General features: G+C 55.0%; 13 protein-coding genes. 2 read left to right on the plus strand and 11 right to left on the minus strand.

The annotated features are described in order from the left end of the window. Positions 1 to 18: 18 nt before the first annotated feature. The 8 genes from ACFSKT_RS17155 to pdhA all read right to left on the minus strand — a co-directional run bounded on the left by ACFSKT_RS17155 (position 19) and on the right by pdhA (position 9,606). Positions 19 to 1,173: a hypothetical protein gene (locus ACFSKT_RS17155; protein WP_377719758.1), complete on the minus strand. Its 1,155-nt coding sequence runs from the start codon at positions 1,171 to 1,173 to the stop codon at positions 19 to 21. Between the two features lie 54 nt (positions 1,174 to 1,227). Next, positions 1,228 to 1,545, minus strand: coding sequence for a hypothetical protein (locus ACFSKT_RS17160; RefSeq protein ID WP_377719757.1), 318 nt, complete (start codon positions 1,543 to 1,545; stop codon positions 1,228 to 1,230). A gap of 195 nt (positions 1,546 to 1,740) precedes the next feature. Then, positions 1,741 to 3,228: a glutamate synthase subunit beta gene (locus tag ACFSKT_RS17165; protein WP_377719756.1), complete on the minus strand. Its 1,488-nt coding sequence runs from the start codon at positions 3,226 to 3,228 to the stop codon at positions 1,741 to 1,743. Between the two features lie 221 nt (positions 3,229 to 3,449). Next, the gene (locus tag ACFSKT_RS17170) at positions 3,450 to 3,953 is read right to left on the minus strand and encodes a dihydrofolate reductase (protein ID WP_377719755.1); all 504 of its coding nucleotides are present in this window, start codon (positions 3,951 to 3,953) and stop codon (positions 3,450 to 3,452) included. A gap of 563 nt (positions 3,954 to 4,516) precedes the next feature. After that, on the minus strand, positions 4,517 to 5,938 hold the full coding sequence (lpdA, locus tag ACFSKT_RS17175) for a dihydrolipoyl dehydrogenase (RefSeq protein ID WP_377719754.1): 1,422 nt from the start codon (positions 5,936 to 5,938) through the stop codon (positions 4,517 to 4,519). 4 nt (positions 5,939 to 5,942) lie between these two features. Continuing rightward, positions 5,943 to 7,253, minus strand: coding sequence for a dihydrolipoamide acetyltransferase family protein (locus tag ACFSKT_RS17180; protein WP_377719753.1), 1,311 nt, complete (start codon positions 7,251 to 7,253; stop codon positions 5,943 to 5,945). Positions 7,254 to 7,355: 102 nt separating this feature from the next. Then, a complete protein-coding gene (locus ACFSKT_RS17185; protein ID WP_377501648.1) occupies positions 7,356 to 8,333 on the minus strand; it encodes an alpha-ketoacid dehydrogenase subunit beta in 978 nt (325 codons plus the stop codon). Positions 8,334 to 8,526: 193 nt separating this feature from the next. Then, positions 8,527 to 9,606 (minus strand): pyruvate dehydrogenase (acetyl-transferring) E1 component subunit alpha, encoded by a 1,080-nt coding sequence (gene pdhA / locus ACFSKT_RS17190; protein WP_377719752.1) that lies wholly within the window; start codon positions 9,604 to 9,606, stop codon positions 8,527 to 8,529. A 288-nt stretch (positions 9,607 to 9,894) separates the two neighbouring features. Here pdhA and ACFSKT_RS17195 point away from each other — a divergent pair, with 288 nt between their 5' ends. Next, entirely contained in the window at positions 9,895 to 10,635 is a 741-nt protein-coding gene (locus ACFSKT_RS17195) for an alpha/beta hydrolase (RefSeq protein ID WP_377719751.1), read from the plus strand. A 101-nt stretch (positions 10,636 to 10,736) separates the two neighbouring features. On the opposite strand, the gene ACFSKT_RS17200 is transcribed toward ACFSKT_RS17195, so the two are convergent. Together ACFSKT_RS17200 and ACFSKT_RS17205 are read right to left on the minus strand one after the other, a co-directional pair. After that, a complete protein-coding gene (locus tag ACFSKT_RS17200) occupies positions 10,737 to 11,219 on the minus strand; it encodes a low molecular weight protein-tyrosine-phosphatase (protein ID WP_377719750.1) in 483 nt (160 codons plus the stop codon). Beyond that, positions 11,216 to 11,899 carry a trimeric intracellular cation channel family protein gene (locus ACFSKT_RS17205; RefSeq protein WP_377720616.1) on the minus strand — a complete coding sequence of 228 codons (684 nt, stop codon included), beginning with the start codon at positions 11,897 to 11,899 and terminating at the stop codon, positions 11,216 to 11,218. Before ACFSKT_RS17205 ends, ACFSKT_RS17200 begins: the two co-directional genes overlap by 4 nt. A gap of 269 nt (positions 11,900 to 12,168) precedes the next feature. On the opposite strand from ACFSKT_RS17205, the gene ACFSKT_RS17210 reads away from it, so the two are divergent. Continuing rightward, positions 12,169 to 12,810, plus strand: coding sequence for a thiamine diphosphokinase (locus tag ACFSKT_RS17210; protein WP_377719749.1), 642 nt, complete (start codon positions 12,169 to 12,171; stop codon positions 12,808 to 12,810). A 62-nt stretch (positions 12,811 to 12,872) separates the two neighbouring features. Here ACFSKT_RS17210 and ACFSKT_RS17215 read toward each other — a convergent pair whose 3' ends face one another. Then, positions 12,873 to 14,849: an endonuclease MutS2 gene (locus ACFSKT_RS17215; RefSeq protein ID WP_377719748.1), complete on the minus strand. Its 1,977-nt coding sequence runs from the start codon at positions 14,847 to 14,849 to the stop codon at positions 12,873 to 12,875. Positions 14,850 to 15,138 lie beyond the last annotated feature (289 nt).

Consider the following 15,138-nt stretch of genomic DNA (forward strand, 5'->3'; position numbering starts at 1 on the left):
TGAATCGCCTCTCTATTCCTACTCGCTATGCTCTACGTAGCGCTTCATTGCCCGAAAGATGCTGGTGACGCCTTTCGCCCAGTTCTTGTCCTCCGCGTATTTGCGGTTGATCCACGTGATGGCGTCGATGCCGGATGGGCGGTCCTTGCTCAAGTTGTTGATCGTATTCGACGCAATCCTTGCGGCATCCTTCAAATCCGTATTATATTCCAGATGGCTATGATAGACGTTGAACGGGTTGTTGATCATAAGCATGGCATTCTTATGCGACCTCGGCACAAATGCCTGCTCCTGCCCCGTAATGGCGAATAGCAGCAGCGGATGAATATCCTTGTCCTTCGCCATATTTAGAATGATATCCCGGTACTCCGATTCCGCCAAGAGGGAATTCTTCGCATCCAAATAGGAGGTTAGGCGCACGACATTCACGTCTGCGTAACGGAACTCGTCCGGCAGCTCGTTCAGCCGCGGACGCGGAATCGGAGCTGGCGTCGGCTCCACGGGTCGCAGCGCGACGGGGGGCTGCAGCTCCTGGGGCAGCATGGGCGCTAACGTCAACCATCCATATACGAAGGAAGCGGCCAGCACTAACGCGGACAGCAGCGCATACAACCTAGGCCGCTCCTGCAGGGACCAAGGCTTGTCCGGAACGACACGAACGTCCGCCACGGACACATGACTCGTATCGGAAATCGCGGACTCTGCCCCCGTGCTAAGCTCCCATAATGCGGCTTCCTCTTCAAGTAGACGCCACTGGCCGGGCCGAAGTTCATGAGCGGCGTCGGTTAACGACAGCTGCGCTCTTGCCTGCCGGATGTACGGATAAAACCGCTGCGGGTCAAGCAGGCGCTGGAGGCGCTCCTCCGTCCATGTTCGCAATGCCTCCATCCACTCGCTAGCCGTCTCATCCCTCCGCAAACAGGCGGCAAACACATGCTCGGGGCCAACGGGAATCTGTTGGCGGACGACGACTTCGTCCAGCAGCTGTCCGGTTAAGAGCATCCGTTCCTCTTCCCCGAAAGCAGGGAGCTGCTTCATGACGATTCGCCGCATGGCGTCAGTGACAATCTCGGCATGCCGATCGCTAGATAAGCCGGCGTACTTGCGCATCACGTATTGCTGAATGTTTCGAACATCGGCCGGCGTCAAAAAGACGGCGCTTTCACTCCGCATCGAGCATTCCCCCGGACAAGTTATGGTACGCTTATTTTACCACAACTTTCCTTCCTAGAGCGCGGCTAAAAGTAGGATTCTCGCTTGAATTTCGGCTGATTCTACGAATGCGCGAATTTGCTCTTTCTCGCTCGCCGTAAACTGAAAATCGCAATCGCATCCCGCGTCCTGCGGCACGATCTGCGCAATATCCCCGCCATGCGTACAGATGACGAGAGCGGTCAACTCCGTTATCGACTCGTGGATCCGGGACTCGTCTTCCACGTCCACTCGCAGCTCAATGTCCATCCATTGGTCGTCCCTTCGTTCTATCGTAGGATGAAATGCCGTCACCTGCAGCTCGCGGATGTCATCCGAATCGTATTGAATCATATTCGCAGCTCCTTTAATGAAGAAACAAGGTGAAACGGCTATCGCCGTCTTTGATGGCGTAGCGCGTTACATTCCGGTGAAATAGAGGTTGATTTATAAGTGTGAAACTTATAAATCAACCTCTATTTGAAACAAAAAGCGCCCGTAGGCGCTCCTTGCGTGCATCTCATATAGTATGATTGCCGTTCCAGCTGCTTATGGCAGCATTGTCGTTCCCATCAGGTAGCGGTCGACTTCACGTGCGGCTTCGCGTCCTTCGTTGATCGCCCATACGACCAAGCTTTGACCACGGCGCATGTCGCCTGCCGCGAACACTTTATCCACGCTGGTGCGATAGTCGCCGTATTTCGCTTTCACGTTCGAACGACGATCTTGCTCCAGGCTCAGCTGGTTGATGATCGTATTCTCCGGTCCTTCGAAACCGACTGCGATAAAGACGAGATCTGCCGGCCAGACGCGCTCGGTGCCTGGAATTTCCGTATAAATACGGCGGCCAGTCACATCAACCGTACGCTGGATTTGCACAGTGTGCAGCTCCTTCACGTTGCCGTTCTCGTCGCCGACGAATTTCTTCGTGAGGACGGAGAATTGGCGCGGGTCTTCGCCATACAAGGCGCGAGCTTCTTCGTGCGCATAGTCAAGCGTATATACGTTCGGGAATTGCGGCCAAGGATTGCTCGCTTGATCGCGTTCCAGCGGCGCTTTCGCGTGCGTGCCGAATTGCGTAACCGATTTACATTCGTGACGGAGCGCCGTCGCGACGCAGTCCGTGCCCGTGTCGCCGCCGCCGATGACGATGACGTTCTTATCTTTAGCCGAGATGTAATTGCCGTCCTCGAGGTTCGAATCCAGGTAGCTCTTGATCGTGCCGTTCAAGTAATCCATCGCCAGATGAATGCCTTTCAGGTCACGGCCTTCGATTTCCACTTCACGCGCTTTTGTCGCGCCGCCGCACAGGACGACCGCGTCGAAATCGGATACGAGCTGATCAGCCGAAATATCTTTGCCGATCTCCGTGTTCGTCGTGAACTGAATGCCTTCCGCTTCGAGCAGATCGACGCGGCGCTGCACGATTTTCTTATCCAGCTTCATCGTTGGGATACCGTACGTGAGCAAACCGCCGATGCGGTCCGCGCGCTCGAATACCGTTACCGTGTGACCGGCTTTGTTCAGCTGCGCCGCGCAAGCAAGGCCTGCAGGACCGGAGCCGACGACGGCAACGCGTTTGCCTGTGCGAACGAGCGGCGGCTGCGGTACGACCCAGCCTTCCTCAAAGCCTTTGTCAATAATGGACTGCTCGATCGTCTTGATCGTGACCGGATCGCCGATGAGGCCTACCGTACAGGAGCCTTCGCATGGCGCCGGACATACACGGCCCGTGAATTCCGGGAAATTGTTCGTTTTATGCAAACGGTCAAGCGCCTCGCGCCACAGACCGCGGTAGATTAAGTTGTTCCATTCCGGAATGAGATTGTTGACCGGGCAGCCGGATGTGCCGCCAGGCATCTCGATGCCAGTATGGCAGTATGGCGTGCCGCAATCCATACAGCGCGCGCCTTGCGTACGGAGCTGGTCGCTGCTGAAATGCTTGTGGAATTCGTCCCAATCCTTTATTCTCTCTAGCGGACTGCGGTCAGCGGGCAGCTCGCGCTTGTAGTCCATAAATCCTGTTGGTGTAGACATGATCGCTTATCCTCCATCCTTTTTCCCGTTACCCTGGTACAGCATATCTCTATCAAACTATATCGGGATTCTAGCTTTTATTCAAGATCAAACTTTCGTACCCGGGCCAAAACCATTTACAATATCGTAGCAATTGCACCTAGCGCTGTTAAATGGATTTTCCGTATAATCATTTGCACTTTAACGCATATAAGCGTCACAATCATAAAGCTGTTTGCTAGCTAAAGAGAGGCAATTCTATCATACGTCAGGATGCAGAAATCGTAAGCATTCTTCTCGTCAGCCGACCGGCAATCGCGCGACGATACCTGCCATTCCAGCTCGGAGAGCAGCGGAAAATAAGCATCGGCCTCAAAGTCGGCCTCCACTTCGGTAAGCAGGATTTTATGCGAAAACGGCAGCATTTGTGCATAAATATTCGCACCGCCGATGACCATCAAATCCTCGCCATATAGACCTTGGTTGTAGTTCCCCAGCGCTTCTTCCACGGATCGGACCAGCTCGCAGCCTTCAGGAGCCTGCAGCATCTCGCGGCTCAGCACGACGTTGCGCCGGTTCGGCAGCGGCCTGCCGAGCGACTCGTATGTTTTGCGGCCCATCAGAACAGTCTTGCCCGTTGTCGTCTGCTTGAAGTGCGCCATCTCCGCCGGCAGCCGCCACAAGAGCTTGTTGTCTAATCCGATTGCCCGATTGCGGGCCATTGCGGCAATTTGAATAACAGCCATTCGCACGGCCCCTTTCTTCATTATAATGGCGGCGATCACGTTTCTGGTCGGGCGATATTTCTAAACATCCCTATAACCGAACATTACTGGCAATTGATCGACGAATATTCGTATCGCCACTTTACAACATATCCACATGGCCGTAAAGGGTCTTCCACCCCGCATATCGCGCATCGATCACGGAAATCCTTGGAAAAGTCCAAATTCCCTCCTTCTAACGAACCTACAACCGAGCTTCCATCCTGAATTGGCCTTGTTTCATCTCCATTCAGGATGGAAACAACCGGAAATGATCTCAAATGACACCCCATGAACGCCATTCAATACAGCTCACACCAAACGTTATATCTCCCATCATACCATTTTCCAACGCATTTGTCGTTTGCTTTCGAGCGAATATTCGACAAAATTTCATGAAAACCCGAACGAACCTATTTTCTCCACAAGCAGCCGGATGCAAAGAAGACCCTCCTCCTTATGTAAGCGATTGCTTTGGAATTAAAGAAGAGCCGACGCACTCGAGGATGAGTACGTCAGCTCTTCAAGAAACCAAGCTTATTCTATTACTTCTTAGGGGCCAGCGTGTGGATCGGGTGACCCATCGCCAATTCAGCCGTATCCATCGTGATCTCGCCAAGCGTTGGATGCGCATGAATCGTCAGGGCGATGTCTTCGATCGTTGCGCCCATCTCGATCGCAAGGCCAAGCTCCGCGATCATGTTGGAAGCTTCCACGCCCGCGATTTGAGCACCCAGTACGAGACCTGTGTCCGCGTCATGAACGAGCTTCATGAAGCCGTCCGCGCCTCCGAGCGTAACCGCGCGGCCGTTGCCGCCGAACGGGAACTTGCTGGATTTCGCGTTGTAGCCTTTTTCTTTTGCTTCTTTCTCGGTGTAACCCACCGCCGCGCACTCCGGATCGGAGAATGCGACAGCCGGGATACATTTGTAATCGACTTTGGATGGCAATCCGGAGATCGCTTCCGCCGCGACTTTCGCTTCGTAGGAAGCTTTGTGCGCGAGCGCCGCGCCCGGCACGATGTCGCCAATCGCGTAGATGTGCGGAATCGACGTACGGCATTGGTCGTCGACTTCGATCAGACCGCGATCCGTCATTTTAACGTTGATCAGATCCAGACCAAGCTCGCCGTCCGTGTTCGGACGACGGCCAACCGTGACGAGCAGGTAGTCTGCCGTGACGGATTTGGTCTCGCCGTTTACTTCGTAAGTTACCGTGACGTCTTTGTCGGTTTGCTCAGCGGATTTCGCAAGCGCGCCGTTGACGATCTCGACTTTATTTTGTTTCAGGTGCTTCACGACGAGGGAGCTCATGTCCTTGTCAAAGCCCGGCATAATCGTGTCCGCGCCTTCGAGGATCGTGATTTCCGTGCCGAATTTGGAGTACATTTGACCAAGCTCGATGCCGATGTAGCCGCCGCCGATGACAATCATGCTCTTCGGCACTTCGTTCAGGGACAACGCTTCTGTCGAAGACAAGATGCGGCCGCCGAACGGGAACGGCTTCAGTTCGATCGGACGGGAGCCCGTCGCGATGATGCAGTTCTTAAAGCGGTAGCGCGGCGCTTCTTGCTCGTTGAACAGACGCGCTTCGTTCTCGTTGATGAACATGGCTTCGCCTTGGAACATTTGAACCTTGTTCGCTTTCAGGAGCATCTCGACGCCGCTCGTCATTTTGTTGACGACGGAGTTCTTGTAGTCCTGAACTTTCGTGAAGTCGACCGATACGTTCTCCACGGAAAGACCGAATTGGTCCGCATGCTTCATATGCTCATAGTGATGAGCGGAATTGATCAGCGCCTTGGACGGAATGCAGCCAACGTTCAAACATACGCCGCCCCATTTGCCTTTATCGACGATCATAACTTTCTGGCCGAGCTGGGCTGCACGGATTGCGGCAACATAACCGCCCGGGCCTGCGCCAATGACTAGTGTATCGATATCGAGTGATGCGTCTCCTACTACCATGGGTTTATACCTCCATTACGAGCAGTTGCGGGTCAGCCAGCAGCTGCTTGATGTAGTTCATAAAGTTTTGAGCCGTTGCGCCGTCGATGAGACGGTGGTCGAAACTAAGCGAGAGCGCCATAACAGGTGCAGCTACGATTTGGCCGTTCTTCACGACAGCCTTCTCGGAGATGCGGCCTGTACCGAGGATTGCAACCTCTGGGAAGTTGATGACCGGCGTGAAGAACATGCCGCCAGCGGAACCGATATTCGTGATAGAGATCGTGCTGCCTTTCATTTCGGCAGGCGTCAGCTTGCCGTCGCGGCCGCGAGTTGCCAGATCGCGAATCGCGTCTGCAACCATCCATACGTTCTTGCGGTCCGCATCATGGATAACAGGCACGATGAGGCCGTTGTCCGTATCTGTTGCGATACCGATGTTGTAGTACTTCTTGTATACGATCTCTTGGCTTTGCTCGTCGAGCATCGCGTTCATGATCGGGAATTGACGGCATGCTGCCACGAGCGCCTTGACGATGAATGGCAGGTAAGTCAGCTTGACGCCCTTCTTCTCGGCCATCGGTTTCGCTTTCGTACGCAGAGCGACAAGTTCGGTTACGTCGACTTCGTCCATGATCGTAACGTGCGGAGCCGTGTACACCGATTTGGACATCGCGTTCGCGATCGCTTTGCGGATGCCTTTGAATGGTACGCGTTCTTCAGGACGTTCGCCTGCCACAACAACCGGAGCTGCTTTGGCTTCGCCTTGAGCCGGCGCAGCCGCTTCCGCTTGCGCGCTTGCAGCTGGTGCCGCTGCAGCGCCGCCGCCGGATGCGAATGCGGTGACATCTTCACGTGTAATGCGGCCGTTCTTGCCGGAACCCGATACCGATGCGATGTCAACACCCTTCTCGCGCGCGAATTTGCGAACGCTAGGCGTCGCAAGCACGTTCGCGTTCGAAGGAGCAGCCGGTGCCGCTTGATCTGCCGGTGCCGCCGCTTGCGCTGGAGCCTCGCTGCTCGCTTCCGCAGCCTTCGGCGCGTCAGCTCCCGGTGCGCTTTCGCTGTTTGGAACCGCGCCTTCAGGCAGATCGCCTTCCGCGTCGATGATCGCGACGACTTCGCCAACATGGCAAACTTGACCGTCTTTCGTGAACACTTCCAATACTTTGCCGTTCACCGGACAAGGTACTTCCACGATCGCCTTGTCGTTTTGTACTTCCATGATAATATCGTCATCCGTTACGCTGTCTCCGGGCTTAATGTGCATTTTGACGATTTCGCCTTCGTGCAGGCCCTCGCCCAGCTCAGGGAACCGGTATTCAAACTTTGCCACTTGCGTTACCTCCTCAAAGGTTGGTGAAGCGGCACGGGGGACAAGCCCCCGCATCCGCTCCAATCAATCTTGCCTCATATCCATGGGGTTGAAATGATATGTTTAGAATTCCCGTACTTTGTTGACTGCCGCGATAATGCGGGCTTGCGATGGGAGCCATGCGTCTTCGACTTGGGCGAACGGATAAACCGTATCCGGACCCGCTACGCGGAGGACAGGAGCTTCCAGGTGAAGAATGGCCTTCTCGTTGATTTGCGTGATAATCTCGGCAGCGGCGCCGGAAGTCTTCTGCGCCTCTTGCACGACGATCGCGCGGTTCGTCTTCTGGATGGAAGCCACGATCGTGTCGATGTCGAGCGGGAGCAGCGTGCGAAGGTCGATGACTTCCGCGCTTACGCCTTGCTTCTCGAGCTCTTCGGCTGCTTTGACGGCCGTGTGCACCATCATGCCGTACGCGATGATCGTGACATCTTTACCTTCGCGCACGATGTTCGCTTTGCCGATCTCGACTGTGTAGTCGCCTTCCGGAACTTCTGCGCGGAATGCGCGGTACAAGTTAAGATGCTCCATGAAGAATACCGGATCGTTGTCGCGGATCGCGGAGATCATGAGCCCTTTCGCATCGTAAGGGTTCGAAGGGACGATAACCTTAATGCCTGGCGTCTGGATCGCGAGACCTTCGAGCGAGTCCGTGTGCAGCTCGGCCGCTTTAACGCCGCCGCCGAACGGCGTGCGGAATACGATCGGCGAATTGTAACGGCCGCCGGAGCGGTAACGCATGCGCGCAGCTTGTACGAACATTTGGTCCAGCGCTTCGTAAATGAAGCCGACGAACTGAATTTCGGCGATCGGACGGAAGCCTTGGATACCCATGCCTACTGCCATACCGGCGATCGCGGATTCCGCCAGCGGCGTATCGAAAATACGGTCTTCTCCGAATTCTTCTTGCAAACCTTCCGTAACGCGGAATACGCCGCCGACTTTACCTACGTCCTCGCCGAAGGCGACAACGTTAGCGTCGCGTTTCATTTCCAGACGCATCGCGTCGCGGATCGCTTCCAACATATTCATTTGTGCCATGGTTGTTGGTTCCTCCTAAAAGTTCTTCGATTTCCTTTGCAACAAAACGCGCTTCGAAAAGCATTCGGTCTCGTTGCCTATATCGTAGAGTCTTGTGAAGAAAATGCTCCATCGATCTTCTTCGCGGCAAAACTCATTTCGTGCGAAACTTTATATCTGAAGGGGGAGCGGACTCCCCGCTGCGTATACGTTCTTATTGGAAGTCGGCTTTCTGCTCTTCCAGATGCTTAGGCGTCGTTTCGAACATCGTATCGATCAAGCCGGCAACCGTCATTTTTTCCGTTTGCTCCGCTTTCTTGATGTGCTCGTTGACCGTCGCTTTCGCTTCTTCTTTCACGCGGTTCGTATCCTCTTCGGTCCAAAGCCCTTTCTTCTCAAGGAATTTGCCGAAGCGGATGAGCGGATCTTTCAGCGCCCACTCGTTCTCTTCATCTTTGGTACGGTATTTCGTCGCGTCGTCTGCCATCGAGTGCGGACGGAAGCGGTACGTGAGCAATTCGATCAGCGTCGCGCCTTCGCCGTTACGGCCGCGCTCCGCAGCTTCGTGAACCGCTTTGTATACGGCCAGCACGTCCATGCCGTCTACTTGCACGCCTTTGATGCCGGCAGCAATCGCTTTGTGCGCGATCGAAGGAGCCGCTGTCTGCTTCGCGAACGGCGTCGTGATTGCATAGCCGTTGTTTTGCACACAGTAGATGACCGGAAGTTTGTAAACGCCGGCAAAGTTCAGACCTTCGTAGAAATCGCCCTCGGAGGAACCGCCGTCGCCCGTGTACGTGATCGCAACGCGCTTCTCGTTCTTCTTCTTGAACGCCATTGCGACGCCTGTCGCGTGGAGGATCTGGGCGCCGATGATAATCTGAGGCATCAGAACGTTAACGCCCTCCGGAATTTGGCCGCCATGCTGATGGCCGCGGGAGTACAGGAACGCTTGGTACAGCGGAAGACCGTGCCATACGATCTGAGGCATGTCGCGGTAAGCTGGCGCGATGAAGTCTTCTTTGTTCAACGCGTATTCACTGCCGATCATGGAAGCTTCTTGCCCGGATACCGGCGCGTAGAAACCGAGACGGCCTTGGCGGCCCAGGTTAACTGCGCGCTCATCCCAAGTGCGGGTAAATACCATGCGGTACATCAGTTCTTTAAGTTGATCATCCGAAAGATTCGGCATTAAATCTGGATTTACGACTTCGCCTTCAGGCGAGAGAATGGACAACGGATAAACCGGTTCCGTCTGAACTTCGTAAGGCAGCTTGTTTAACAGCTTGCTCATTAAGGTTCACCTCAGCTTAATATTTGAAAAAACACAGGTTACTGTTATAGAATGATTATAACCCTGTTTAATCCGAATGGTCAAAGCATAAAATCGTTTTCACCTATGATAATTCGCACATTTGGGGAACTATCCATTTGAATTGTATATGTAACAGACCTATTTATTCTATGGTACAGAATAATACAACAAGCGAAAAGCCGCCTTATAAGGCGGCGAGCATTCTTTCCCTTCTTTTTGTTTACCCTTAATCCCATGAACTCATGCAACCGAAAGGAGATATTTCATATGACCGACGCCCGATACTTGAAGCGCACCATCGTGAAGGACGAAGTCGAAAGCCGCCACTTGCCGGAGGGCAAACGCGATCTGCGCGTCTTTCTGCCGCCAGGATATAATGAAGTGTTGAGTTACCCCGTTGTTTACTGTCAGGACGGCGAAGATTTCTTCAACTTCGGACGCGTCGCGACCATCGCGACCCAGCTCATATTGGACGAGGGCATCGAACCGTTCATCATCGTCGGCGTTGACGTCGACAAGTCGAAACGGACGAGCGAATATGCGCCTGACGGAGAACTCCACGACGGGTACGTTCGATTTTTCGCCGAGGAACTCCTACCTTATATAGAAGGCAAATACGCCGCCCGCCGATTACCGACTGACCGCATTCTCGCCGGCGACTCGCTCGGCGGTACCGTCTCGCTGCATATCGCGCTGCGCCATCCGAACCTGTTCAATCGCGTTATCGCCTTATCCGGTGCATTCTACCCCGTCTCGCAAGCTATCGCTTCCCAAGCGGGCGATTTGAGCGACATGGAGCTGTTCATGATCGTCGGCTTACAGGAAGATGCCTATGAGACCGACCGCGGCGTCTTCAATTTCGTGGCGATCAATCGCAAGATGAAGAGCATTCTGGAATCCAAAGGGGCCAAGACGCATTATAGCGAGCATGAAGGCAAGCACGTATGGGGATTTTGGCAGAAACATATTCCAGCTTCGATCAAAACCTTTATCAAGCCCGAATTCTAATCGTATCCGTTCATCTGCCGGAGCTGCAAAAAGACCGTCTTCGCCCTATGCGAATACGGTCTTTCTATTGTCTCTATTTGTTTCGATATGAGGATTGCCCCTTACACGCCCGCGAGCTTCTCCTGCCGAATCCGATTCAATAACCGATCGCACCCTTCGCTTACAAGCTCGTACGTCTCCTCGAAATTACCCGTATAGTACGGATCCGGCACATCGCAGGCTTTGCGTTCCGGAAGCAAGTCCATCAGTTTGAATACCTTCGGATGCCCATCGCACTTGCTGCCGAATACCGCACGCGCATCGCGTTCATTGTTGCTGTCCATGCACACGATATAGTCGAAATCGGCGTAATCGTCGATTCTTACCTGACGCGCCCGCATCCCCTCGTACGAAATGCCGTGGTCGTCCAGCAATCGCCTCGTCCCCTCATGCGGAACTTTGCCAATATGCCAGTCGCCGGTGCCCGCGGAATCGACCCGAATCGTATCCGCCAGTCCCTCCTGCTCCACCTTGCTCCTGAATACCGCTTCCGCCATGGGGGAACGGCAAATATTGCCCAGACAAACGAATAACACGCCAATCATAGACGATCTCCTTTCTTCGCGGCATGGTCTGCCGCTAATGCCTGCTGATGTTCATCTTGATGGACGGACTGCGCCAGCGCGTACTTCAAGGAGCGTCTCGGCAGCCGCCATTTGTAATGAACGGACATCATGCGGAACACGACCACGATGATGAACAGCGCTAATAATTCCAGCGGCGTCGCGAACCATCCCAACCCGACGGCCGCTCCGGCCAGCATGGCCCATACGGCATAGATCTCGTCGCGAAGCACGAGCGGCTTGCGGCCAGCCAGAACGTCGCGAATCATGCCGCCGCCGATTCCCGTCAGCATCGCCGCAACGATTACAGCGGATAACGGATGCTTGCCCGTCGCGTACAAGGCCCCTTGGATCGCGAAGGCCGAGAGCCCGATGGCGTCGAAAAACGCCTCGCTACGCCTCCAATGCTGAATCCATCGGACCGGCAGGATAAACGCGATCGTCATCGCGACCACGGCTGTCTTGAGCAGCATCCCCTGCGTCCAAAGCGTCGTGACCGGCACGCCGATGAGCAAATTGCGGATAACGCCGCCTCCGAACGCCGTCACGAGTCCCAGCACGTAGACGCCTAAAATGTCGTACTCCTCTTCCATCGCGACAATCGCGCCGCTCACCGCGAAGGCGATCGTGCCGATAATGCTGAAAATCGTAAAGACGTCCATATCCACATGCCAATTCAAGAAATGATGCCTCCGCCTGCCCGATCGACTCTTCGATGCCCGAACTCTTTGTCGAACGGTGTCCGTATTTTTCACATTCCCATTTTATCCGCGAGTCCCGCTGGGCGCAAGAAACTTTTTGCAGCGCTGGACACGAATCAGGTACCGCGATACGGCACCTTCGCCTATCTAGAAATCCGGCTAACTGGTCAAGGGGCGTCTTTCCTTAGTATACTGGTGCGTAAGCAGCAATTATGAAAGGATAGACGACTATGTTCAATCAACGCATTTTGATATTCACGGGCGGGCAGCTTGGGCAATGGGCGATCGAGCTGGCGCAGCCGGATGACTATTTGATCGGAGCGGACAGCGGCGCTTATTTCCTAGCGGCCAACGGTCTTGCGCCCGACATCGCCATCGGCGACTTCGATTCCGTGACGGACGAGCAGTTCGCGATGATTCAACGATGCAGCCGCCGCGTGGAGACCTGCGATCCGATCGATAAAGACTACACCGACACGGAATTGGCCTATCGTTTCGCACTTGCGATGGAGCCGCGGGAAGTAATTCTCGTGGGCGCGCTCGGGTCCCGGTTCGACCATTCGCTGGCCAATGTACATCTTCTTCGCGACGCAATCGGCCGCAACGTCCGGGCATCGATTGTCGATGCCCATAATCGTATCCGGCTTACGGACCGCAAGCTAACGTTGACAGCCGGCGGTTATAGCCATGTATCGCTGCTGCCGCTTACGCCCGTCGTGAGCGGCATCGATCTGCAAGGTTTCCGCTACCCGCTGCAAAATGCAGCATTAGAGATCGGCCAGTCGCTCGGCATCAGCAATGTCCTGGAAGCGAATGAAGGGACGGTTAGCGTTAGAGAAGGGCTGCTTCTCGTTATTGAAAGCCGGGACTAAGCCGAATGACGAAACACTGATATCTCTCTTCTTCTTGTCAAGGAACGCAGCGATCCGGTGCCCTAACGGTTAGCCGGATCGTCGCCAGGCGTCTCGATCGCGAGGCCAGGGACATATTTGCGTTTCATTTGGTTCCGCGCCTTGCGGTTCGCCTTGCTCTCGAACACGATATCCATGTCGTAATCTTCCCCGGGGTACAGCTGATCCGAAGGAATGTAGAGCGACAGCCGTTTCCGGTTGAACGTCAGCTTTTGCTTTTGCACCTGCACGATAATCTCGCCTCGTTCATCCGCCGCCCGGAACACGATCCCCGTCCGCTTCAGCGGATGAATCCATACACAATCGCCGACTTGCAGCGCCCGCTTCGGCGTTCCTTCGGATGTACGGACGGCATCGGTGTTCCCTAGCACAGGCTTCACTGCCCCGATTTGATTCTTTCCCTTTCGCGACATCCGTTGCTTATCGGCGCCTGTATACGGCTCGATCGCGGCATGGCTTACAGTCGTCTCTCCCCTCGTCAATGCAGCGCGCGCCTCTGCCCTGGCAACAACCCGCTCCGGCAATCCGAATCGTCTCGCGATCGCGAAGGCGTAGCTGTCACCTGCTTCACCGATCTCAAGTCGGTAAAGAGGCTGAAGCGTCTGCGGATCGAATGCCATCCTTGCGTTCTCGCAGCCGTCCGTGCTCGCCGCGAACCGTTTGATTTCGTTAAAATGCGTCGTCGCGGCGACCAACGATCCCCGGCTAAGCAGCTCTTCCAAAACGGCGATCGAAAGGGCGATCCCTTCGCCGGGATCAGTGCCTGCCGCAAGCTCATCCAACAGCAAGAGGGAGCGCTCGCCCGCAGCGTCCAGCATTTCTTTCAGGTTTGCCATATGCGCGGAGAACGTGCTTAATGATTGTTCGATGCTTTGGCCGTCTCCCACGTCCGCCAGGATATGCGTGAACAATCCTAGCTCGGTCCCCTCGGCGGCGGGAATGAGCAGTCCGTATTGCGTCATGAGTGCAAACAACCCGATCGTCTTCAGCGTGATGGTTTTGCCGCCGGTGTTCGGACCTGTGATGATAAGCTGCTTCCAGCTGCTCCCAATCTCCACGTTAAGCGGCATGGACGATGCGCCTAGCAGCGGATGCTTCGCCTGCACAAGCTTGATGACTGGCTGCGCGGACAGCTTCGGCGCTCGTCCGTCCCATGTCCGAGATAGCTTCCCTCTTGCAAAAATAAAATCGAATGACGCCATCGCTTCGACGTTCCATTTGAGCTCGCTCGCATGTTCCTCCGCCAATTCCGACAGACCGGACAGAATGACGGTTCGTTCCCGCTCCTCCTCTGCTTTCCACATTTGCCACTCGGCCTGCAGCTCAGCGACGTCGACCGGTTCCACGAATAATGTCTGCCCGCTCGCCGATTCGTCCCAGACCGTTCCCGGCACTTGCTTGCGCAGCTCGCGCTTGACCGGAATAACGTAGTGCCCGTTGCGTTTGCTGACGATCTGCTCTTGCAGCGCGTTTTTGTACTTGCTTATCGTCTGATTCAACCGTCGCTCGATCCGATCTTCCGCCGCGGCCAAGTGCCTTCGGATATCCGCCAAATAAGCGCTAGCTTGATCGGTAATTTGTCCGTATCGCAAGCAGCGATCCAATTCGTCCCGGAGTCTCGCGCATTCGTGCATGGAGTCGGCATAGGCGCTTACGGTTGGAGCGATTGCCTGCTTGGAAGCCATATAACGCCGCATCTGCGCGACGGCCGCGAGCCATGAAGCGAGGAACTGCAGCTCCTGCTCGTTATAAATCCGGCCTTTGCCCAGCAGCTGCATGAAGGGCTCGATCCCCTCCATGGCCGACAGCGGGACGCTCGCGCCGGTCGCAAGCAGCTTGGCCGCTTCTTCGGTTTCATTCAGCCATGCCCGTACTGTGCTCTCGTTCGCGCTCGGGCTGTGTTTGGCGACGAGCCGGGCGCCGGCCGGGGACACGGTAAAATCCTTCAATTGGCTTTTAATTTTGTCGAATTCCAATCGCGTCATGCTCGTTTCGTTCATCTCAGAGAGCCTCCTGGCGTTCATTTTCATTTACATGGGTCAAAGGGAAATCGCGATCAAGAGAAGCTTGGCTAACGAGGCCTCCCCGTTTGCTTGCGAGTACGCAAAAAAGGCCGGAAGCGCATGCGCTCCCGGCCCCATTCATCACAACGGCTCCATATTGGACATTTTCCTAGCATGAACAGACCGATGCTGGCTGCAATACTACCCGATTGCAATCCCATGTCGTTCTGTTTCGCTAGACAGCCCAAATAAAAAACAGCGTGCTCGAAGAGCACGCTGTTCCGGC

This window comes from Paenibacillus xanthanilyticus, from assembly GCF_042682185.1.
GTDB lineage: Bacteria > Bacillota > Bacilli > Paenibacillales > Paenibacillaceae > Paenibacillus_Z > Paenibacillus_Z xanthanilyticus.

Excerpts from the sequence above, each read along its gene's own strand:
- ACFSKT_RS17155 (WP_377719758.1), bottom strand. The coding sequence starts at position 1,173 with ATGCGGAGTGAAAGCGCCGTCTTTTTGACGCCGGCCGATGTTCGAAAC.
- ACFSKT_RS17160 (WP_377719757.1), bottom strand. The coding sequence starts at position 1,545 with ATGATTCAATACGATTCGGATGACATCCGCGAGCTGCAGGTGACGGCA.
- ACFSKT_RS17165 (WP_377719756.1), bottom strand. The coding sequence starts at position 3,228 with ATGTCTACACCAACAGGATTTATGGACTACAAGCGCGAGCTGCCCGCT.
- ACFSKT_RS17170 (WP_377719755.1), bottom strand. The coding sequence starts at position 3,953 with ATGGCTGTTATTCAAATTGCCGCAATGGCCCGCAATCGGGCAATCGGA.
- lpdA (WP_377719754.1), bottom strand. The coding sequence starts at position 5,938 with ATGGTAGTAGGAGACGCATCACTCGATATCGATACACTAGTCATTGGC.
- ACFSKT_RS17185 (WP_377501648.1), bottom strand. The coding sequence starts at position 8,333 with ATGGCACAAATGAATATGTTGGAAGCGATCCGCGACGCGATGCGTCTG.
- pdhA (WP_377719752.1), bottom strand. The coding sequence starts at position 9,606 with ATGAGCAAGCTGTTAAACAAGCTGCCTTACGAAGTTCAGACGGAACCG.
- ACFSKT_RS17195 (WP_377719751.1), top strand. The coding sequence starts at position 9,895 with ATGACCGACGCCCGATACTTGAAGCGCACCATCGTGAAGGACGAAGTC.
- ACFSKT_RS17200 (WP_377719750.1), bottom strand. The coding sequence starts at position 11,219 with ATGATTGGCGTGTTATTCGTTTGTCTGGGCAATATTTGCCGTTCCCCC.
- ACFSKT_RS17205 (WP_377720616.1), bottom strand. The coding sequence starts at position 11,899 with ATGGACGTCTTTACGATTTTCAGCATTATCGGCACGATCGCCTTCGCG.
- ACFSKT_RS17210 (WP_377719749.1), top strand. The coding sequence starts at position 12,169 with ATGTTCAATCAACGCATTTTGATATTCACGGGCGGGCAGCTTGGGCAA.
- ACFSKT_RS17215 (WP_377719748.1), bottom strand. The coding sequence starts at position 14,849 with ATGAACGAAACGAGCATGACGCGATTGGAATTCGACAAAATTAAAAGC.